This is a genomic window from Streptomyces sp. NPDC004111, from assembly GCF_042874215.1.
Taxonomy (GTDB): Bacteria; Actinomycetota; Actinomycetes; order Streptomycetales; family Streptomycetaceae; genus Streptomyces.
Map to the genome: position 1 here is coordinate 150,622 of NZ_JBIAMU010000003.1, position 20,132 is coordinate 170,753.

Annotated in this window: 15 protein-coding genes and 2 riboswitches; of the genes, 13 read left to right on the forward strand and 2 right to left on the reverse strand. The window is 73.3% G+C overall.

Features of this window, described 5'->3' with window-relative positions; translation table 11 throughout:
• Positions 1 to 6: 6 nt before the first annotated feature.
• From ACFYVL_RS07710 to ACFYVL_RS07740, 7 genes are all read left to right on the forward strand, one after another.
• Positions 7 to 939 (forward strand): serine hydrolase, encoded by a 933-nt coding sequence (locus ACFYVL_RS07710; protein WP_389241942.1) that lies wholly within the window; start codon positions 7 to 9, stop codon positions 937 to 939.
• Positions 936 to 1,829: a serine hydrolase gene (locus tag ACFYVL_RS07715; RefSeq protein WP_389241943.1), complete on the forward strand. Its 894-nt coding sequence runs from the start codon at positions 936 to 938 to the stop codon at positions 1,827 to 1,829. The genes ACFYVL_RS07710 and ACFYVL_RS07715 overlap by 4 nt, the downstream gene beginning before the upstream one ends.
• A 245-nt stretch (positions 1,830 to 2,074) precedes the next feature.
• Complete coding sequence (locus ACFYVL_RS07720; protein ID WP_389241944.1) at positions 2,075 to 3,658, forward strand: ABC transporter substrate-binding protein; 1,584 nt, start codon at positions 2,075 to 2,077, stop codon at positions 3,656 to 3,658.
• Positions 3,655 to 4,659, forward strand: coding sequence for an ABC transporter permease (locus ACFYVL_RS07725; protein WP_389241945.1), 1,005 nt, complete (start codon positions 3,655 to 3,657; stop codon positions 4,657 to 4,659). Before ACFYVL_RS07720 ends, ACFYVL_RS07725 begins: the two co-directional genes overlap by 4 nt.
• A complete protein-coding gene (locus tag ACFYVL_RS07730; protein ID WP_389241946.1) occupies positions 4,659 to 6,479 on the forward strand; it encodes a dipeptide/oligopeptide/nickel ABC transporter permease/ATP-binding protein in 1,821 nt (606 codons plus the stop codon). Before ACFYVL_RS07725 ends, ACFYVL_RS07730 begins: the two co-directional genes overlap by 1 nt.
• Positions 6,476 to 7,168, forward strand: a complete 693-nt coding sequence (locus ACFYVL_RS07735) for an ABC transporter ATP-binding protein (protein WP_389241947.1) — start codon at positions 6,476 to 6,478, stop codon at positions 7,166 to 7,168. The genes ACFYVL_RS07730 and ACFYVL_RS07735 overlap by 4 nt, the downstream gene beginning before the upstream one ends.
• 23 nt (positions 7,169 to 7,191) lie before the next feature.
• Positions 7,192 to 8,214 (forward strand): dipeptidase, encoded by a 1,023-nt coding sequence (locus tag ACFYVL_RS07740; protein WP_389241948.1) that lies wholly within the window; start codon positions 7,192 to 7,194, stop codon positions 8,212 to 8,214.
• A 67-nt stretch (positions 8,215 to 8,281) separates the two neighbouring features.
• On the opposite strand, the gene ACFYVL_RS07745 is transcribed toward ACFYVL_RS07740, so the two are convergent.
• Entirely contained in the window at positions 8,282 to 9,736 is a 1,455-nt protein-coding gene (locus ACFYVL_RS07745) for a hypothetical protein (RefSeq protein ID WP_389242548.1), read from the reverse strand.
• A 148-nt stretch (positions 9,737 to 9,884) separates the two neighbouring features.
• Positions 9,885 to 9,959: riboswitch (cobalamin riboswitch) on the reverse strand.
• 63 nt (positions 9,960 to 10,022) lie between these two features.
• A riboswitch (cobalamin riboswitch) is annotated at positions 10,023 to 10,169 on the forward strand.
• Positions 10,170 to 10,355: 186 nt separating this feature from the next.
• Here ACFYVL_RS07745 and ACFYVL_RS07750 point away from each other — a divergent pair.
• The 5 genes from ACFYVL_RS07750 to ACFYVL_RS07770 all read left to right on the forward strand — a co-directional run bounded on the left by ACFYVL_RS07750 (position 10,356) and on the right by ACFYVL_RS07770 (position 18,269).
• Positions 10,356 to 13,361: a prenyltransferase/squalene oxidase repeat-containing protein gene (locus tag ACFYVL_RS07750; protein ID WP_389241949.1), complete on the forward strand. Its 3,006-nt coding sequence runs from the start codon at positions 10,356 to 10,358 to the stop codon at positions 13,359 to 13,361.
• Between the two features lie 62 nt (positions 13,362 to 13,423).
• Positions 13,424 to 14,437 carry a hypothetical protein gene (locus tag ACFYVL_RS07755; protein ID WP_389241950.1) on the forward strand — a complete coding sequence of 338 codons (1,014 nt, stop codon included), beginning with the start codon at positions 13,424 to 13,426 and terminating at the stop codon, positions 14,435 to 14,437.
• Between the two features lie 3 nt (positions 14,438 to 14,440).
• The gene (locus ACFYVL_RS07760) at positions 14,441 to 15,706 is read left to right on the forward strand and encodes an energy-coupling factor transporter transmembrane component T (RefSeq protein WP_389241951.1); all 1,266 of its coding nucleotides are present in this window, start codon (positions 14,441 to 14,443) and stop codon (positions 15,704 to 15,706) included.
• A complete protein-coding gene (locus ACFYVL_RS07765; protein ID WP_389241952.1) occupies positions 15,703 to 17,394 on the forward strand; it encodes an ABC transporter ATP-binding protein in 1,692 nt (563 codons plus the stop codon). The genes ACFYVL_RS07760 and ACFYVL_RS07765 overlap by 4 nt, the downstream gene beginning before the upstream one ends.
• Complete coding sequence (locus tag ACFYVL_RS07770; RefSeq protein WP_389241953.1) at positions 17,391 to 18,269, forward strand: ECF transporter S component; 879 nt, start codon at positions 17,391 to 17,393, stop codon at positions 18,267 to 18,269. The genes ACFYVL_RS07765 and ACFYVL_RS07770 overlap by 4 nt, the downstream gene beginning before the upstream one ends.
• Positions 18,270 to 18,322: 53 nt before the next feature.
• Here the strand turns inward: ACFYVL_RS07770 and ACFYVL_RS07775 are convergent, their stop codons facing one another.
• Complete coding sequence (locus ACFYVL_RS07775) at positions 18,323 to 18,910, reverse strand: TetR/AcrR family transcriptional regulator (protein WP_389241954.1); 588 nt, start codon at positions 18,908 to 18,910, stop codon at positions 18,323 to 18,325.
• 116 nt (positions 18,911 to 19,026) lie between these two features.
• Here ACFYVL_RS07775 and ACFYVL_RS07780 point away from each other — a divergent pair, with 116 nt between their 5' ends.
• Entirely contained in the window at positions 19,027 to 19,884 is an 858-nt protein-coding gene (locus ACFYVL_RS07780; protein WP_389241955.1) for a class I SAM-dependent methyltransferase, read from the forward strand.
• Positions 19,885 to 20,132: the final 248 nt, after the last annotated feature.

Genomic DNA, 20,132 nt, shown 5'->3' on the forward strand with positions numbered 1-20,132 from the left:
CCGCACATGACTTCTCCCCCCGCCGCCGCCCTGGAGTCGGTCTTCGCGGAGGCCGGTGTGACCGGCTTCGTCCACGCCCGCGACATCGACCTCGGTCACGAGGTCGCGCTGCGGGCCGACGAACCGGTCGTCGTAGCCTCCTTGCGCAAGATCCCCGTCGCCGTCGCCTACGCCCGCCGGGCAGCGGCCGGCCAGCTGGACCGGGCCGCACGGCACACCATCACCGCCGACAACCGTGAGGGCGACGGCATCGGCACCGACAGCTGCCTGCACGACGTCACGATGAGCACCCGCGACCTGGCGTTCTTCATGCTCTCGATGAGCGACAACGCGGCCACCGACAAGCTCATGGAGATCCTCGGCACCGCGTACGTCCGCGCGGTGGCCGCCGAGCTGGGCTGCCCACGGATCCCGGTCGGCCGCTACCGCGACCTGTGGGACCCGGTCTGGGAAGAGCTCGGCGTCGACCCGTACGGCGACATCGACGCCCAGCTCGCGCGGGTCGGCGAGGAACGGATCCGGGGCCTGGCGATGCTCGACCCGCGCCGCTCCGCCTCCAGCACGCCGCGCGAGATCACCTCCCTGCTGGCGGCGATCTGGCGCGACGAGGCCGCGCCGGCCGAGGCCTGCGCCGAGGTGCGCGACCTCATGGGCCGCCAGCTGTCCACGCACCGCCTGATCGCCGGCTTCGGCAACGAGGTGAAGGTCGCCGCGAAGAACGGCTCGCTGTGGGGCGTCCTGAACGAGGCCGGAGTCGTCGAGTACCCCGACGGCGGACGCTACGCCGTCGCCGTGTTCCTGCGCACCTCCCGGCTCGGCGGGCGCGACCCCGCCGCTGACGCAGCCGTCGCCCGCGCGGCCAGGACCGCCGTCGACGCACTGCGCCGCACACCGCCCACCCCGCCTCTGCACCCCGCACCCGTCACGGAGATGACATGACCCGCACCACGGACCGCGTCGACGCCGCGCTCGCGGACATCTTCGAGGAAGCGGGAGTGGAAGGATTCGTCCATGCACGTGACCTCGACTCCGGCGCCGAGTTCGGTCACCGGGCCGGTGAACGGGTCGTGCTCGCCTCGGTCTTCAAGATCCCCATCGCCCTGGAGTACGCCCGGCAGGCCGCCGCGGGGGTACTGGATCCCGCGGCGCGGCACACCGTGTCCGCCGCGTACCGGGCCGGTGGCAGCGCCACCGACGGATGCCGGTACGACGTCGAGATGAGCGCCCGCGACCTGGCGTTCATGATGATGACGATCAGCGACAACGCCGCGACCGACCTGCTGCTGGACCTCGTGGGCATCGACCGGGTCCGTGCGCTCCTGGACGGGCTCGGGTTCACGGGCTTCGGGGTGTCCTCCTGCCGCGCGCTGGACGACGGCATCCGCCGCGAACTGGGCCTCGCCCCGGGCTCCCGTATCGACGACCACCTCACCGGCCTCCCCGACGCGCGGCTGCTGGCCCTCGGCGTGAACGATCCGGCGCGCAGCCCGTCGAGCACCCCGCGCGAGGTGACGGCGCTGCTGGCAGCGATCTGGCAGGACGCGGCGGGCCCGGCGCAGGCGTGCGCGGAGGTCCGGAGCATCATGGGCCAACAGGTGTGGCAGCACCGGCTGGTCTCGGGGTTTCCCGAGAGCGGGGTGCGCATCGCGGGGAAGACGGGCACGGACTTCGCCGTCCGCAACGAGGCCGGTGTGGTGCGGTACCCGGACGGAAAACGCTATGCCGTCGGTGTGTTCCTGCGCTCCTCCTCCCCGGCCGACCGGCAGCCGCGCACGGACCGTGCGATCGGCCGGGCCGCCCGGACGGTCGTCGACCACGTCCGGTCCTGACCGCACCCGCAGCCCTCCCGCCTCCCAGCCTGCCCCGGACCTCGCCAGCGGTCCGGGGCGCTCGTGTGTCCGGGCACTGGTATGTCCGGGCACTCGTGTGTCCGGGCTCCGGGAGCGGCACACCCGGGCGCGGCCCGTTTGGGACCGGGCTCCGAAGACGGCACTTCTTCTTTGTCGTCCGGTCCGAATCAATTCCGGCCAGCAGCCGCGAATGTGAGGCAACCTTTCGCCTCAAGGGAGCCCGAATGAACAGAGCCCGAGCGACGGCCGCGTGTCTCGCGGCGTCGCTGCTGGTGGCCGGCTGCGGCAGTGGCAGCGGCCAGGCCGGGTCGGCCGGTGGTGACGCCTTCAGCTTCGCGATCAAGAGCGACCCCGGTCTGCTCGATCCGGCACAGGTGCAGAACACCACCACGTACACCGCGCTGTCGCTGGCGTACGACACCCTGGTGAACATCGGGCCCGACGGCCGTGTCGTGCCGGGGCTGGCCGAGAAGTGGCAGGTCGAGCCGTCCTCGGTCACCTTCACCCTGCGCCGCGGGGTCACCTGCGGCGACGGCAGCCCGGTCACGGCCGGCACGATCGCCGCGAACGTCGACCACGTCACCGACCCGGCCACCAAGTCGCCCGCCTCCGGCGTCGTGGTCCCCGAGGGACTGAGGGCGAAGGCCGACGACACCGCGGGCACGGTGACCCTGTCCACCCCGAAGCCGTTCGCGTTCATCCTGCAGAGCACCCGCTACCTGTTCGTGGTGTGCGGCAAGGGCCTCAAGGACCGCTCGCTCCTCCAAAGCGGCACCTCCGGATCGGGTCCCTTCCGGCTCACGTCGGCCCGCCCGAACCAGCAGTACACCTTCACCCGGCGCACGGACTACACGTGGGGCCCCGGCGGCGCCACCACGGCGGATCCCGCCATGCCGGGCTCCGTCGTGCTCAAGGTCGTCAGCAGCGAGTCCACCGCCGCGAACCTGCTGCTCTCCCACCAGTTGAACGCCGCGCAGTTCGCCGGTCCCGACCGTGCCCGGGTGACCAACGTCCCCGGCATCACCACCACGGACCGGCCCAACGGCACCCAGGAGTTCTTCTTCCACCAGGGCAGCGGACACCCCGGCCACGATCCCGCCGTCCGCACCGCCCTGCTCCGGGCGGTCGACCTGAAGGGGCTCGGCGCGATCGCCACCGGCGGCACCGGGCAGCCTCCCACCGGGCTGGTGATGCAGCCGCGGCCCTGCCCCGGCGACACGGTCGACGGCCACCTCCCCGCCTACGCGCCACAGGCCGCCGAGCGGGCCCTGGAGGCGGCGGGCTGGCACCGCTCCGGCGACGGGATCCGCCGCAAGGGCGGCAAGAGCCTCACCCTCCGCATGATCTACGCCACGTCGGGCGGCGAGACGATGGCGGCAGCCGCCGAGTACCTGGCCGACGCCTGGCAGAAGGTCGGCGCGGACGTACGGCTGCGGGCCCTCTCGGACGCCGCGTACGGCGAGGTCGAGACGGTCACCCAGGACTGGGACGTGGACTGGGTGCCGCTCGGCGTCACGCTGCCCACCCAGCTGCTCGGCACGCTGTCGGGCCCCTTCACCCCCGACGGCGGCAACTTCGCCCACCTCAGCAACAAGAAGTACGAGGACCTCACCGCACGGGCGAGCAGGCTTCCCGGCACGGCGGGGTGCGCGCAGTGGGCGGAGGCGGAGAGCGCGCTGTTCGCCTCCGGCGACCTGGTGCCCGTCGTCGACAAGACCCTCACCACCGCGACCCACCGGGCGACGTTCCGCATGACCGCGGGGCTGTTCGACCCGACGTCGATCCGGATGACGGGAGCGGCGAAGTGAGCGCCCCTCCCGCCCTGCCGCGCCGCGCCCGGCGGCTGACGCCGCGCTTCCTCGCCCGCCACCTGCTGCGCCTCGCCGTCTCGCTGGCGGTGCTCCTCGTGGCCTCGTTCGCGATGATCCACCTCGTCCCGGGCGATCCGCTGCGGCAGATGCTCGGCCCCACCGCCCCCAAGCAGCTCGTGGACGCCCGCCGCGCGGAACTCGGCCTCGACGAGGCACTGCCCACCCAGTTCCTGCACTACGTCCAGCACGTGGCGGGCGGCGACCTGGGAACCTCGTTCTTCTCCTCGCAGCCGGTCGGCGACATCATCGCCCAGGGCCTGCCGCCCACCCTGGCCCTGGCGGTCCTCGCCACGCTGGTCGCCCTCCTCGTGGCGATCCCCCTGGGCATGTGGGCCGGGGTGCGCACCCACAAGGGGCGCCGACGCGGCACGGAGACCGCGTTCAGCACGCTCACCGGCGCCGCCGTCGCCATCCCCGAATACCTCTACGGCCTGGCGCTGCTGCTCCTGTTCGCCCTGGGCCTGGGACTGCTGCCACCGGCCGGGCTGACCGGACCCGCCTCCTACCTGCTGCCCGTCACCGCCCTGTCGATCGCCCCCGCGGCGATGATCGCCCGCCTCGCCCGGGTGGAGACCCAGCGCGAACTGGACACCGACTACATGCGTTTGGCGCACGCGAAACGGCTGCCCGCCCTGCGGCTGTACGCGGTGCACCTGCTGCCCAACACCCTCACCGCGACCCTGACGATGGGCGGCCTGCTCCTCGGCGGGCTGATCACCGGCAGTGTCCTGGTCGAGAACGTCTTCGCCTGGCCCGGCCTCGGACAGCGCACCGTCGAAGCGATCACGCAGAAGGACTACCCCGTCGCCCAGGCCATGATCCTCGTCTACGGCGCCCTCGTCCTGGCCGTCAACTTCCTCGTCGACGTGGCGCTGGGCCTCCTCGACCCGAAGTCCGCACCGGCCCCCTCGTCCGCCGCCATCCGTCAGGAGGGCTGATGCGCCGCCTGCTGAGAAACCCCGCGAGCCTGCTCGGCGCCGCCCTGGTCGCCGTCATGGTGCTGCTCGCCCTCGTCGGCCCGCCGCTGTGGGAACCGGCCGCGACCCGCATCGACCCCGCCCGGATCAACCAAGGGGCCTCGGCCGCGCACCTGCTGGGCACCGACGCGCTCGGCCGCGACCTGCTCGCCCGCACCCTCACCGCCACCCGGCTCACCCTGGGCCTCGCCCTCCTCGCCACGCTGATCGGCACCGGCTGCGGCGTCCTGCTGGGCGCGCTGCCCGCCCTTCTCCCGCACCGGGCCGGGCGCGTGATCGTGGCCGGGGTCGACATCCTGGTCGCCTTCCCCGCCCTGCTCCTCGCGATGTTCACCGCTGTCGTCACCGGTCTGGGGGCGCGCGGCGCCGTCCTGGGCATCGGCGTCGCACTCGCGCCGGCCTTCGCCCGGCTCACCCACACCCTGACCGCGTCGCTCGCGGGCGCCGACTACCTGGCCGCCGCCCGCATGCTGCGGGTGCCGCGCCGCCGCATCCTGACCCGGCACATCCTGCCCAACATCGCGGAACCGCTCATCCTCAACGCCGCGCAGGCGATGGGTTCCGCGCTGCTCGGCCTGTCCGCGATGTCCTTCCTCGGCATGGGTGTCCAGGCACCGTCCTACGACTGGGGCCGGCTGCTGAACGAGGCCTTCGGCCACGTCTACGTCACCCCCTCCGTCGTCGTCGCGCCCGCCACCGCGGTCGCCCTCGCGGGCCTCGGCTTCCTGCTCCTCGGCGACACCTTCGCCCAGGCCGCGTCACACTCCCGGCCCCCCGCCGGAAAGCCCGTGCTCCCGGCCGTACCCCCGGCCGAGGACGACCCCGTACCCCACGCGGTCCTGGAAGTGCGCGACCTGACCGTGGCGTTCCCCGGCGGCCTCACTCCGGTGCGCCAGGTGTCGCTGACCGTGCGCGAACAGGAGATCGTGGGCCTGGTCGGCGAGTCCGGCAGCGGCAAGAGCATGACCGCCGCCGCCATCGGGCGGATCGTGCCCCACCCCGGTCTGGCCGGCAGTGCCCGCACCCGGCTGTGCGGGGTGGACCTCGACACGTTGCGGGACGCCGAACGGCGCAGCCTGCTGGGCTCCTCGCTCGCCATGGTCTTCCAGGACCCGACGTCCGCCCTCAACCCGGCCCTGCGCGTGGGCGGCCAGCTCGCCGAGGTCGCCGTCCTGCACGACGGCGCCACCCGCACCGAGGCACGGGACCGCGCCGTCGAACGCCTCGCCCGGGTGCACATCAAGCGGCCCGCCCAGGTCGTCCGCCAGTACCCGCACGAGCTGTCCGGCGGCATGCGCCAGCGCGCCGTCATCGCCATGGGGCTGATGGGCACCCCCCGCCTGATCATCGCCGACGAGCCCACCACCGCGCTCGACGTGACGGTCCAGCGCGAGGTGATCAAGGTGCTGCGCGAAGTCGTCGACGACACCCGGGCCGGCGCCCTGTTCATCTCCCACGACATCGCCGTCGTCAGCGAACTGTGCGACCGGATCGCCGTGATGTACGCGGGCCGCATCGTCGAGGAACTCCCCGCCGACGCCCTCCACCGGGCCCGGCATCCCTACACACGGGCACTGGTCGGCTCCCTCCCCGACATGGGCACCGACCGGTCCCGCCCGCTGGCCACCATTCCGGGCCGCCAGCCCGCCCCCGGCGACGCCCCCGAAGGCTGCGCCTTCGCCGGCCGCTGCGCCCTCGCCACCGGCCGGTGCGCGACGGAGCGCCCCGAACTCCGCACCGCCGCCGACGGGTTCGCGGTGGCCTGCTGGGAGGCACCGTGAAGATCAGCAACCTGACCGTGCGGTTCGGCTCCTTCACCGCCGTGAACGACGTCAGCCTGGAGGTGGCGGGCGGAAGGGCCACCGGCCTGGTCGGCGAGTCCGGTTCGGGCAAGTCGACGCTCGCCCGTGCCGCCGCCGGTCTCACCCCGTACCGGGGCACGATCTCGGGCGTCCCCCGCGGCCGGGTCCAGATGGTCTTCCAGGACCCCTCCTCCTCCCTCAACCCGCGCATGAGCATCGGCGACGCCGTCGCGGAGGGCGTCCGTGTCCCGCGCGCCGAGCGGGCGCGGGAGATCGCGCGGCTGCTCGAACTCGTCTCCCTGCCCGCCTCCTGCGCGGGCAGGTACCCGCGCGAGCTGTCCGGCGGGCAGCGCCAACGCGTGGCCATCGCGCGGGCGTTGGCGGCCCGCCCGGAGGTCCTCATCGCCGACGAGATCACCTCCGCCCTGGACGTCTCCGTCCAGGGCTCGGTCCTCAACCTGCTGCGCGACCTGCGCGCCGAACTCGGCCTGACCATGCTGTTCATCTCGCACAACCTCGCCGTCGTGCGGTACGTGTGCGACGCCGTGGCCGTCATGCGCCACGGCCACCTCCTCGAACACGGGCCGGTCGACGAGGTGACCACCGCCCCGCAGCACGCGTACACCCGGGCGCTGCTCGACGCCGTTCCCCGCCTGACCCACTCCTGACCCGTTCCCGAAGGGATCACCCCATGTCCTTGGACCTGCACCGCCGCGCCGTCGTGGCCGACACGCACAACGACCTCCTGATGGCCGTCACCGCCCGCCCGCCGAAGCGCTGGGGCGGCTTCTTCCGCGATCGCTGGCTGCCCCAGCTCCGCGAAGGCGGCATCGACATCCAGGTGCTGCCGGTGTTCATCGACGACCAGTTCCGTCCCGAAGGGGCGCTGCGCCAGACCCTCCGCATGATCGAATGCGCCCACGTCCTGGCGGAGGAGAACGCGGCCGACGTCGCGCTGTGCCGCAACGGCGCCGACATCGACGCGGCCCTCGCCCAGGGGAGGATCGCCCTCGTGCTCGCGCTGGAGAGCGCGCCCGGTGTCGACGCCTCCGTGGAGCTGTTCTCCACCCTGTTCCGGCTCGGCGTACGCATCGCCTCCCTCGCCCACTGGGGGCGCACACCGCTCGCCGACGGCAGCCGCGAGGACGCCACCGGCAGCCGGCTGACCTCCCCCGGCGTCGAGGCCCTGCACGAGATGGAACGCCTCGGCATGCTCTTCGACATCTCCCACCTGGGGGCGAGCGGCGTCGCCCACGTCCTGGAACTCGCCACCCGGCCGGTGATCGCCACCCACTCCAACGCCCGTGCGCTGCGCGACCACCACCGCAACCTCACCGACGACCAGATCCGCGGCGTGGCCGCCACGGGCGGGGTGGTGTGCGTGAACTTCATACCGGACTTCCTCACCGATCAGCAGGACAAGGTGAGCGCAGACCGGATCGTCGACCACATCGAGCACGTCGTCGCCGTCGCCGGCGTCGACCACGTCGGGCTCGGCTCGGACTTCGTCCGCGAGGTCATGCACGACGTCACCCCGCCCTGCTGCGAGGACACGGACGCCGAGGACCCGTTGTTCGACTTCCCCGGTCTGGAGGGCCCGTCGGGCATGCCGCTGGTCACCGAGGCGCTCCTGCGCCGGGGTCTCGCGGAGGAGGACATCCTCAAGATCCTGGGCGGCAACACGCGGCGCGTGATGAGCGCGCACATGGGCTGATCGCCCGACGTTCCCGGCGCGGACCGGGCGGCCCGCGCCGGGCGGCCCGGTCCGCCCGGTGTTCCGGTCAGGCGCCCCAGCGCAGTGCCACGGTGTCGCCCACCTTGATCTGCGTTCCGCGGTCGGCCGTCGTGAAGGCGGAGCCGTCGATGCTCGCCTTCCAGGTCCGGGAGCCGTCGTTGGCCTTTCCGTTGACGCTGGTCAGCGGGCCGGACGCGCCGGAGGCCGGGAGTGCGGAGGTGACGCAGCCCGCGGGGGTCGCGCCGCTGCCGGCCGCGGTGAGGAGGTCGCCGAGGGTGGCCGTCGCCCCGGTCGGGGTGAAGGCGACGGAGCAGACCCGCAGGCCGCCCGTCCCGTCGTCGACGGTCAGTGCCAGTTTCGTGGCCGTACCGGCGGTGAAGGACGGGGCGGCCACCCACCGGGGGGCGCCCGCCGTGACCGGGGCGGGCGGGGCCGCCGTGAAGCCGCCGCCCGCGACGGCGCGCAGCGCGTCGATGGACGCGTACGCCTGCGGGGCGGTGTCGGTGGGCAGGTACTTGAAGCCGCCGCCCGGGTTGAACTGCTGGGATATCAGGAAGTCGAGGGGGGTCTTGCCCAGCGGGGTGCGGAAGTCGCCGGTCTGGGCGTTGATGCCGCAGGCGTTCAGGCCGGAGACGGCCCAGCCGTTGGAGTCGGTGTTGATGCCGTACATCGAGTCCAGGGCGCCGCTGTTGTTGACCAGTTTGCTCTTGAGGAAGGTCTTGGCCCGGCCGATGTCGGGGTCGGTGTTCGGCACTCCCGAGACGCACAGGGCGGCCATGGACGCACCGGTCATGTCGATGTCGCTCGGGGAGTTCAGGGCGGCCGGGTCTCCCTCGGCCTTGCTGAAGGTCCAGCCGCCGTCGTTGTGCTGGTTGGCCCGGATACGGGTGACGAGCGCGTCCAGCAGTGCCTTGGGTGTCCGCTGGCCGCCGGCCTGCGTCCTGGTACCGCCGAGGGCCAGGGCGGCGAAGACGGTGCCGTTGTAGAGGTTCGGTGAGCCGAAGTAGCCGGGGGACGCGGTCTGCCAGTGGCCGTAGACGTCGGCGATCAGGTTGCGGGAGGCGGACACGCGGGCCGGGTCGATGCCCGCCGCGTACGCGTTGAGGGCGCCGCGTTCGTAGTCCGTGACGACGGGGGTCGCGGACGGCCAGCCCGGGGTGGCCAGGAGGTCGCGGTAGACGGTGCGGGCGTTCTTGGAGGTGTCGCCGCCGGGGGTGACGTCGACGGCGGCGGTGCCCGCCGCCGCGAAGGCGCTGAACGCCCACTCGTGGGAGAGCCCGGAGCCGGCGTACGAACCGTCCGCGCCCTGAAGCGACTTGAGGTAGCCGACGCCGTTGGCCTTGGAGGTGGCGATCTGCGCGGGTGTCGCGGTCGCGGCGGCCGGCAGCACGGTGAGGGCGAACGCGCCGAGGGCGGCGACGGGCACGACGAGGGCCGCCCTACGGGATCGACGCGCGGGCGAGGAGGGCGTGTTCGGTCTGCCGGACGTGCTGGCGGACATGGCGGTACGAGAACGGGACATGACTGCTCCTGAGGTGGAGGACGCCGGGCATGCACGTCCCCGCCGCGGCACCCGTCGGGGCCCTCGGGAATGTCCTGACCGCCGTCCGTTCGCGAGGTACAGCTGTACGTGATGTGGCCTGCCACCTGGGCATTCGGGCTCGGAACGGCTGCTTCCGTTCCACACCGCTGCGCGTCAGCCCCGGATTCGCACCGGGTTCCCCCACGTGGCGGAGCAGGACGTTACACGAACTCCGCAACTTCCAGGGAACCTTGACGTGCCCACGCGGCCCGTGCTTCACTCCGGCTGCTATTCGCTCAGGAGAGCGGGGGAAGCCGGTCGAATCCCGGCGCTGACCCGCAACCGTGGACCCACCGTGCCGCAGGCATGCCGTGGGTGAGCCGGAATGCCCGCCCCTGGGTCATGAACGAGACGCCGTCGCGGACTACGGCGTGGTTCGACTGGTCCTTCCTGGGCGTTCCTCGCCTCCCGGACCTCTTTCGCCACGCATGTGCCCGCTCGGCCGACACGAGGGGCCGCAGTGGGGACCGCAGCAGAGCCAGGACGCCGATTCACGTACCGCCGTGGCCGGTTGGCGCGCACGCCCGGGTCAGGGCCGGTGCCGCGCGGCCCGTTCCTGTCCGCCTTCGCATCGACGCTCCTGGCGGCCGTCCTCGTGCTGGTCGGCGGCGCCGTGTACGTCACCGGCACGTCCTCGGCCGCTTCCGCCGACCCGGTCGAGAAGTGCACGGCGACCACCGGCGCGATCGTCGTGGTGGACTTCCGCCCCTGGAAGGGGAAGGTCGTCCGCGGCTGCGGCGTCGACTCGGCCACCGGGTACGACCTGTTGCACGCTGCCGGGTTCAGCACCGTCGGCACCAAGAAGGACGGCCCCGCCTTCATCTGCCGCCTCGGTCACGCGGAGAACGAGTCCGGCACCCAGTTCCCGACCCCGCGGGACGAGCCGTGCGAGGTCACCCCGCAGGCCACCGCGTACTGGTCGTACTGGCACGCCTCGCAGGGCGAGAAGACCTGGAAGTACAGCCAGTACGGGGCCATGGCCCGCACGCCTCGGCCTGGCGACGTCGACGCGTGGGTGTTCGGCGGCACCGACATCGGGGGGACGACGGGGCAGCCCTCGTTCACTCCGGACGAGGTCCGCGCCAAGGGCGGCGGTACGGTGCCGCCGGACCCCGCGGACCCGCCCGCGCCCACCGTTCCGCCGGGCCGGGTCGCCGTGGAGCCGGCCGTGAAGTGGCTCAAGGGCAGGCTCACCGACGGCGAGCGCGTCGTGGAGGAGGGCGCCGAGGAGCCGAACACCGGGTTCACCACGGAGGTCGCCCTGGCGCTGGCCTCCGCACAGCCCAAGGACACCGACCTGGACAAGGTCGTCGCGTTCCTGGCGAGGAACACCGACGCCTACGCCTACCCGGCGGGCACCGGCCGTGCTCCCGACACCAACGCCGCCGCCCGGCTGGCCCTGCTGGCAGTGAGCACCGGGCGCGACCCACGCGCCTTCGCGGACCACGACCTGGCCGGCGACCTGGTGAAGCACCTGTGCACGGCGGGCCCCGACTCCGGTACCCCCACGCCCGGCTGCACCGCCAAGGGCGACTTCCCGAACGCCGGGTACACCGACGGGCAGGCCCTCGGCCTTCTCGCCGTGAAGCGGGCCGGTATCGCCCCGCCCACCGACGCGGTCAAGCGGATCCTGGACATGCAGTGCGAGAGCGGCGGGTTCACCAGCATCCTGATCCGCCCCGGCCAGAACTGCGAACCCGAGCCGTGGACCACCGGCCAGGTGCTGCCGGCGCTCCGGGCGGTCGGCGGCCAGGACGGCGCCGTGGCGAAGGCCCGCTCGTACCTGAAGCGGACCCAGCTCAAGGAGGGCGGCTTCCCGGCCGCCACCGGCCTGACGGACGGCAGTCCCTTCACCACCGCGGTCGCGGCGCAGGCCCTGCGCGCGCTGGGCGACACGGCGTACGCGGACGCCGCGCTGGCCTGGTTGTCGCGGCAGCAGCTCACCGACGGCGGCATCGGCTTCGACGGCGGGGAGACCTCCGAGATCCACCCGACGGTGCACGCCGTGTTCGCCGCGCGGAGCACGAGTCTGGCGACCCTGCCGGAGAAGGCCGAACCGCCGGTGGTCCCGCCGGTCGACCCGCCCGCGGGTGAGGGACCGGACCTGAAGAAGGGTGTCGGCTACCTCACCGCCCCCGCCCGCCTCAGCCGCGGCCAGTACTACGCCGCGGACCCGGTCAGCGGCCGGGCCGACTTCGGGCTGACCATCGACGGTGCGTACGCGCTCGCCGCGACCGGCCTCGACAACGCGAAGCTGCGCGGCATCGTCGACTTCCTCGACAAGGGCGGCAAGGACGCGGCGGGCCGCACGGTCCACGACTGGACCGCGATCGGCACGAAGTACGCGGGCGGCGGTTCGATCGGCAAGACGGCACTGCTGGCACAGTCCGTCGGCCGCGACCCGCGCGCCTTCGGCGGCAAGGACCTGATCGCCGCACTCGGCGGATCCGTCTGCGCCGCACCGAGCACCCTGCCGGACCGCAGTTGCGCGGCCAAGGGCGCCTACGCCTACGCCCCTTCCGTGTTCGCCCAGTCGCTGGGCATCATGGCGCAGCTCAGGGCGGGCGAGAGTGCGGCGGCGCGGGCGCCGATCGCCTATCTCACGAGCCTCCAGCACCCCTCGGGTGCGTGGCCGAGCCTCGTACCGGCGACGGGCGACTCGGACGTGGACTCCACCGCGATGGCCGCGATGACTCTGGATCTGGTCGGCGGCACAGCGTCAAGGACCGCTGTCGACAAGGCACTTGCCTGGATCGCGGCGCAGCAGCTGCCCGACGGCGGCTTCCCCGGCGCGGCGGGCAACTCGGTCAACTCGGCCGCGCTCGCGGTGCAGGGACTCTCCCTGGACGCGGCCAAGTACAGCACCCGGATCGCCAAGGCCCGCGCGTTCCTCGCCGGACAGCAGAACACGGACGGCGGTTTCAACGTCGCGAAGGAAGGCCAGAAGGGCTCGGACCTGCGGGCATCGACGCAGGCCGTGGGCGGCACGACGGGTGTCTCCTTCGCCAGGCTCAACCGCGATCTGACCGGCACCGGCCCGCAGCCCCCGGGCGAGAGCGCGGGCGGGAACTCCGTGGGCGGCGCGACGGCAGGCGGCGCGACTGCCGGTGGCCCGACTGCCGGTGGCGCCACCACGGGCACCGGCACCACCGGCAGTGCCTCCACCGGTACGGCGACGGACGGCGGCGCCCACTCCGGAGGCACCGGCATCGTCACCCCCGGAGAGAGCTCAGGAGAGACCTCCGGCGACGCGGGCGACACGTCCGGCACGGGCGGCACGGGCGGCACGGGCGGCATCGTCGACACCACCACCGGTGGCGGCACCACCGCCGCGGGCGGGACCGGCGACGGCGCCACGGGCGGCATCGTCAGCGCCGGGGACACCTCCGGCACCGGCGCCGCCGGCGGTGGCCTCCTCGCGTCCACGGGTGCGCGGATCGGCGCGCTGTCGGCAGCCGCGGCCCTCCTGGTGGCGGGCGGCTGGGCACTCACCCTCGCCACCCGCAGAGGCCGCACCGCACGCACGGGAGGAACCGAGCGATGACCCTCCGCACACACACGAGGAACCCAGCGACGACCCTCCGCGCACACAGGAGCAACCCAGCGATGAGCCTGCGTCCACTCGCCCGCGCCCTCTCCCGCACGGCGACGGCACTGGGTCTGACGGTGGCCGCGTTCGCCGCCACCGCGAGCCCCGCGCACGCGCTCCCGCAGCCCATGAGCCAGTGCACGACCTCCTCGGGAGCCGTGCTGGCCGTGGACTTCAGCCGCTGGGGCGGCCCCATCTACCGTTCCTGCGGCACCACCCCCACCACGGGCTACGAGCTGCTCAACCAGGGCGGCTGGGCCACCACAGGCACCGGCCATGACGGGCCCGCTTTCATCTGCCGGATCGGGTACAGCGGGTACCGGGGCGGCAAGCAGTTCCCGCCACCGGAGCAGGACGACTGCGTACTGACCCCGCCCGCCTCCGCCTACTGGTCGTACTGGCACGCCAACCCCGGCCAGAACACCTGGGAGTACAGCCAGCTCGGCGCCATGCTCTACCGGCCGCGCCCCGGCAGCGTCGACCTGTGGATCTTCGGCGGCACCGACATCGAGGGCACCCGGGGCCGCCCCAAGGTCACCCCCGACCAGCTCCGCGCCAGGAACACCCGGCCGACCGGCAGCAAGCCGGCACCGAAGGACACCAGGACCGCGAAGCCGCTGCCCCCGAACGTGAACACCGGACCGGCTCCGTTGAACCCACCGGCCGCCCCCGCACCGCCGCCGGCCGCTCCCCCGGCGCACCGGGAGACCCCGCGGGCGGGCGGGCCAGGACCGGAAACCGCACCGGAGAACCCGGCCACCCCGTCGGCGCACGCCACACCGACGGCAACAGCACCCACCACCTCCCCTCCCGCCCCGACCCCCACGGGCACGCCCGCAGGGGATCACTCGAAGGCGGGTCTCCTGGCGGCCTCCGGGCCGAAGGTGGCCGACGCGCCCCCGGCCGCCGACGCCCCGCACGACACGGGCTCCTACCTGCCCGCTGTCGGGGCCGGGGCCCTGGTGCTGCTGATCGTGGGCGGCGCGGTGTTCACCACCAGGCGCCGTCGCCGTACCTCCGAATCGGGGTAGCGCGTGCCGCGTACCGCACGGGGCGCACGGGACGGCGACACGTCCCGCACGCCCGGCACCGCTGCCCGGCCGAAGCCGCCCGCACCGGACCTCTCCGCCGGTGCGGGCGGCCGACGGCTGCCCCGTACCCTGCATCCCGTCGCCTGGTGGGTCTGGGCACTCGCGCTGGCCACCGCGGTGAGCCGCACCAACAACCCGCTGCTGCTCCTCCTCGTCCTCGCCGTCCTCGGGTACGTCGTCACCGTGCGCCGTACCGAGGCCCCCTGGGCGCGCGGCTTCAAGTACTACCTCTGGCTCGCGCTGACGGTCGTGACGATCCGGGTCGTCTTCCGGGCGGTCTTCGCGACCGGCATCACCCCGCGCGACCACTTCCTGTTCTCGCTGCCCCGCATCCCGACCCCCGACTGGTACGCGGGCATCGAGCTGGGCGGCCCGGTATCGCTGGAGGCCCTGCTCTCGGCCGCCACGGACGGGCTCCGGCTGGCCTGCATGCTGTGCTGCATCGGCGCGGCCAACACCCTCGCCAACCCGAAGCGCGCGCTGCGCGTCCTGCCGGGCGCGCTGTACGAGCTGGGGGCGGCCGTGACGGTGTCGCTGAGCGTGGCGCCCCAACTGGTGCAGAGCGTGCAGCGGGTGCACCGGGCGCGACGGCTGCGCGCGGGCCGCACGAAGGGGATGCGTGCCCTGCGCGGCATCGTCGTGCCCGTGCTGGAGGACGCCCTGGAGCGCTCCCTGCGTCTGGCCTCGGCGATGGACTCGCGGGGTTACGGTCGCGCGGGCACGGCGACCCGCCGCTCGCGCAGGCTGACGGGCGCGCTGATGCTGCTGGGCATGTGCGGGCTGTGCGCGGGAGCCTACGGACTGCTGGACGCGACCGCGCCGAAGCTGCTGGGGCTGCCCGCGATGGGTGCGGGCGCTCTGCTGTGCTTCGTGGGGCTGCGTCTCGGCGGACGCCGGGTGACCCGGACGACGTACCGGCCGGACCCGTGGCGTTTTCCCGAGTGGGCGGTGGCGGGCTGCGGGGTGGTGTCGGCTCTCCTGCTCTTCAGCAACGCCGGTTTCCACGCGGCCGAACTCAACCCGTCCCTCTACCCGTTGAGCTGGCCGCCCCTTCCGCTGGTACCCACCGCGGCGATCCTGCTGGCCGGCACGGCCGGCTTCCTCTCCCCACCACCGACAGCACCCCGACCCGTCGCCACCTCCTCCGTCCCCACGCCCTCCGTCCGCTCCTCCGCAACCGACTCCCCGCGCCCCGAGGCAGCTCTGTGATCCACTTCGACGACGTGAGCGTCCAGTACGACGACGTCTCCGCCCCCACACTCCGCAACGTCGACCTCCGCATCGAGGAGGGCGAACTCTGCCTCGTCGTGGGCCACACCGGTGTCGGCAAGTCCACCCTCCTCGGCGCCGTCAACGGCCTCGTCCCGCACTTCACCGGCGGCACCCTCTTCGGCCGGGTCCTCGTCGACGGCCGGGACACCGCCGAGCATCCGCCGCGCGAACTCGCCGATGTCGTGGGGGTCGTGGGGCAGGACCCGCTGGACGGCTTCGTCACCGACACGGTCGAGGAGGAACTCGCCTACGCCATGGAGCAGTTGGCGGTACCACCCGCCACCATGCGCAAGCGCGTGGAGGAGACCCTCGACCTCCTGGGCCTCGCGGACCTCCGCCACCGTGCCCTGCACGAACTCTCCGGCGGCCAGCAGCAGCGGGTGGCGATCGGTTCCGTCCTGACCGCGCAGCCGCGCGTGCTGGTCCTGGACGAGCCGACCTCCGCCCTGGACCCGACGGCGGCGGAGGAGGTACTGGCAGCCGTCACGCGTCTGGTGCACGACCTGGGCGTGACCGTTCTGCTCGCCGAGCACCGTCTGGAGCGTGTCGTCCAGTACGCGGACCGGGTGCTGCACCTGCCCGGTGACGGCACCGTCGTCCCCGGCTCCCCCGCCGACGTCTTCCGCACCTCCTCCATCGCGCCACCGATCGTGGAACTCGGCCGGACCGCAGGCTGGACCCCGCTCCCCCTGTCCGTGCGGGACGCCCGCCGCGCGGCGGCCCCGCTGCGCGGACAGCTCGCGGGTACGGTCCCGCAGCCGGTGCGCCCGGCCCCTCCAGCGGGGCGTCCCGAACTCCTCGACGCCCGTTCGGTGACCGTCACGTACCAGGGCGTACCGGCGGTCCGCGAGGTCGACCTGACCCTGCGCGGGGGCGAGATCACCGCGCTGATGGGCCGCAACGGCTCCGGCAAGTCCTCCCTGTTGTGGGCCCTTCAGGGTTCGGGTCCGCGCAGGGCCGGCTCGGTCAAGGTGCGTCACCCCGGCCCGGACGGGTCGCGTGACCCGAAGAAGCTGAAGGCGGCCGAGGCCCGCAGGCTCGTCGGCCTGGTGCCGCAGACCCCGACCGATCTCCTCTATCTGGAGTCCGTCGAGCAGGAACTCGCCCAGGCCGACCTGGAGACGTCCGGGGCGGGAGCGGACGGCGCGGGCCCCTGCGCCCGCGCCCTCCTGGATCGCCTCGCCCCCGGCATTCCCGACGACACGCACCCCAGGGACCTGTCCGAGGGGCAGAAGCTCGCCCTGGTCCTCGCCATCCAGCTCTCCGCGGCACCTCGGGTACTCCTCCTCGACGAACCCACCCGCGGCCTCGACTACCGGGCGAAGAGCCAACTGGTGCGCATCGTCGACGACTTGGCGTCGGAGGGCCGCACGGTGGTGATCGCGACGCACGACGTGGAGTTCGTGGCACGCGCGGCGGACCGGGTGGTGGTGATGGCCCAGGGCGACGTGGTCGCGGACGGCCCCACGACGGAGGTCATCGTCGCCTCTCCGGTCTTCGCACCCCAGACGGCGAAAATCCTCGCACCGCTGGAGTTCCTCACGGTGGAACAGGCGAGGCACGCACTCGCCCGGCCCGCCCCCACCGACGGCCATACCGACGGCGGACGGGACACCGCCTCGTGACGGCCCTCCCTCCCTTCACCGGCCGCGAACTCTCCGGCAGCACGGCGGCCGTCGTCCCGCGCACCACGGCCATCCGCATCACCCCGCGCGCCGCGACCGTCATCGCGTTGGCGGGTTTCCTGGGCGTGGTGGCGTTCTTCTGGCCCTTCCTGGTCGCACCGGGGACGTTCGGGTCGAACTACGCGCCGCCGCTCATCTTCGGCGTGCTGCTGGTCATCGTGCTGTGCGTGGTGCTCTCCGAGATCGCCGAGGGAGGCATCAACTCCAAGGCGCTGGCCATGCTGGGTGTCCTGTCCGCGGTCAACGCCGCGTTGCGCCCGCTGGGCGCGGGCACGGCGGGCATCGAGACGGTGTTCTTCCTGCTGGTCCTGGCGGGCCGGGTGTACGGCCCCGGCTTCGGCTTCACCCTGGGCTGCACCTCGCTGTTCGCGTCCGCGCTGATCACCGGCGGGGTGGGCCCCTGGATGCCGTACCAGATGTTCGGCTGCGCCTTCGTCGGGATGCTCGCGGGGCTGCTGCCGCGGGCGAGGGGCCGGTGGGAGGTACTGATGCTGGCCGTGTACGGATCGCTCTCCGGCTATCTCTTCGGCTTCCTCCTCAACCTCTCCTTCTGGCCGTTCTCCCTCGACCCGAACAGCTCGATCGCGTACCTGCCGGGGCTGCCGTTCACCGAACAGTTCCAGCGCTACCTGGCCTTCGACCTGGCGACCTCGCTGGGCTGGGACACCGGCCGGGCCGTCACGAACTTCGTCTGCCTCACCCTCGCGGGCCCCGCCGTGCTGACCACCTTCCGCCGAGCCGCCCGCAAGGCCCGCTTCCAGGCCCCGGTCCGTTTCCGGAAGCCGGAAAGGTCCGGGTCCGGCGGCGGGAGCTGAGGCGTCGTTGCCCGGAGCAGGCCCGCACCGGGCAGCGACGGCGCCGGCAGGGCTCAGCCGGCGAGGAGTACGGCCAGCAGCCGCCGCGTCGTCGCCCCGGTGTCCGCGGCCTGTCCCGGGGTGCGGGTCATCAGCAGGTGGTGGGTCGTGCCGACGAGCGCGAGGGCGATGGCTTCGGCGTCGCTGTCGGCGGGGATCCGGCCGGCGTGCTGTTCCGCACGGAGGTAGGCGGTGACGGCGTGCTGGATCGCGTCGAACGCGGGCGCTCCGGAGCGCAGGCCCTGACGGGTGTGGGACGCGGCGCCGGGGCGGGTCATCGCCAGGCCGACCACCGCCGGACGCAGGGAGTCCAGGAGGGCCGCGACGACGTCCTGGAGGTTCTCCGCGACCGTGGCCCGCCCCACCTGGTCCCGCAGGGCCTCGGCGTGGCGGGCGCCGCGGGCGAAGCGGTCCAGGACCAGTTCGGCGACGAACTCGTCCAGGCCGGAGAAGTGCGTGTGCAGGACGCCCTTGGCGCAGTCCGCCTCCGCCGTGACGGCGCGGCTGGTCAGGGCCGCGGCGCCGTCGCGGTCCACCACCCGTTCCGCAGCCGCGAACAACCGCTCGCGCAGATCCGGAATCGCCACTCCACGAGGTGACACAACAGCCCCTTCCGCTAAGCCCGTTGCAAGTTTGGGCGAGCGCCCATACTGTTTGGGCACTTGCCCATACTAGGGCCGGGGCGCCCCGCCGTGCCCCGGCGGGAAGGAGAACGGACATGCGGCAGTTCGCCAACACCGTGCAGTCCGAGGCATGGAACGGATACGAGGGCGCCCAGTGGGCCCGGAACCAGGAGCGCTGGGACGCCGTCAACGACGGCTTCAACCAGCCCCTCCTGGACGCCGCGGCCCTCACGGAGACCGACACCGTCCTGGACGTCGGCTGCGGGGCCGGCCGCACCACCCGCCTCGCCGCGCTGCGTGCCGCGCGCGGCCGGGCACTCGGCCTTGACCTGTGGGGGCCGATGCTGGGCAGGGCCCGGGAGAGCGCCGCACGCGAAGGGGTGGCGAACGTGTCGTTCGTACAGGGCGACGCCCAGGTCCACCCCCTGGACGCCGAGGCGTTCGACGCGGTCATCAGCCGGTACGGCATGACCTTCTTCACCGACCCGGTGGCCGCGTTCGCCAACCTCCACCGCGCCCTGCGTCCCGGCCGACGGCTCGCCTTCGTCTGTGCGGCCGAGGCCGAGGCCAACGAGTGGCTCGCCGCGCTGGCCTCGCTCAAGGACATCCTGCCGCTGGGCGGGTTCGGGAAGGCCGGTGGTCCCGGCATGTTCTCCCTCACCGAGCCCGACCGCATCCGGCACCTGCTCGCCGCGGGCGGATTCGGGGCCGTGGACGTGAAGCGCTGCGAGACGGCCGGAAAGTGGGGCGCGGACGCGGCCGACGCGGCGGCGTTCCTCCTGGACTCGGGCCCCGGACGCCACCTCCTCGACCAGGTGACCCCACCCGAGCAGGAGGCCGCACGTCAGGCGCTCACGGCCGCCCTGCACCGCCACCGGACGGACACGGGCGTGCGGCTGTTGAGCAGTGCCTGGCTCGTCACCGCCGTGCGCGGCAGTTCGGCGCACGGCTGAGCGGTCCCACGCGTGGTGCGGTCGGCGGGCACGTCCGGCTCCGGTGCGGACAGCGGAGCGCCGTGGCATACCCGTCACGAAGCCCCGGAACGTACGGAAACGGCCCGCGCGAGCCTGCTCCGCCCCCGGTTGTCACCGCGTTCCTGAAGACATCCAGCAGCAGCGATGGCAAGATCGGCGCAACGCACGCGCACCACGACCGCACCACGATTCCGTGAGGCTCGCCCCCAGGGCCGTGAGCCGAACCT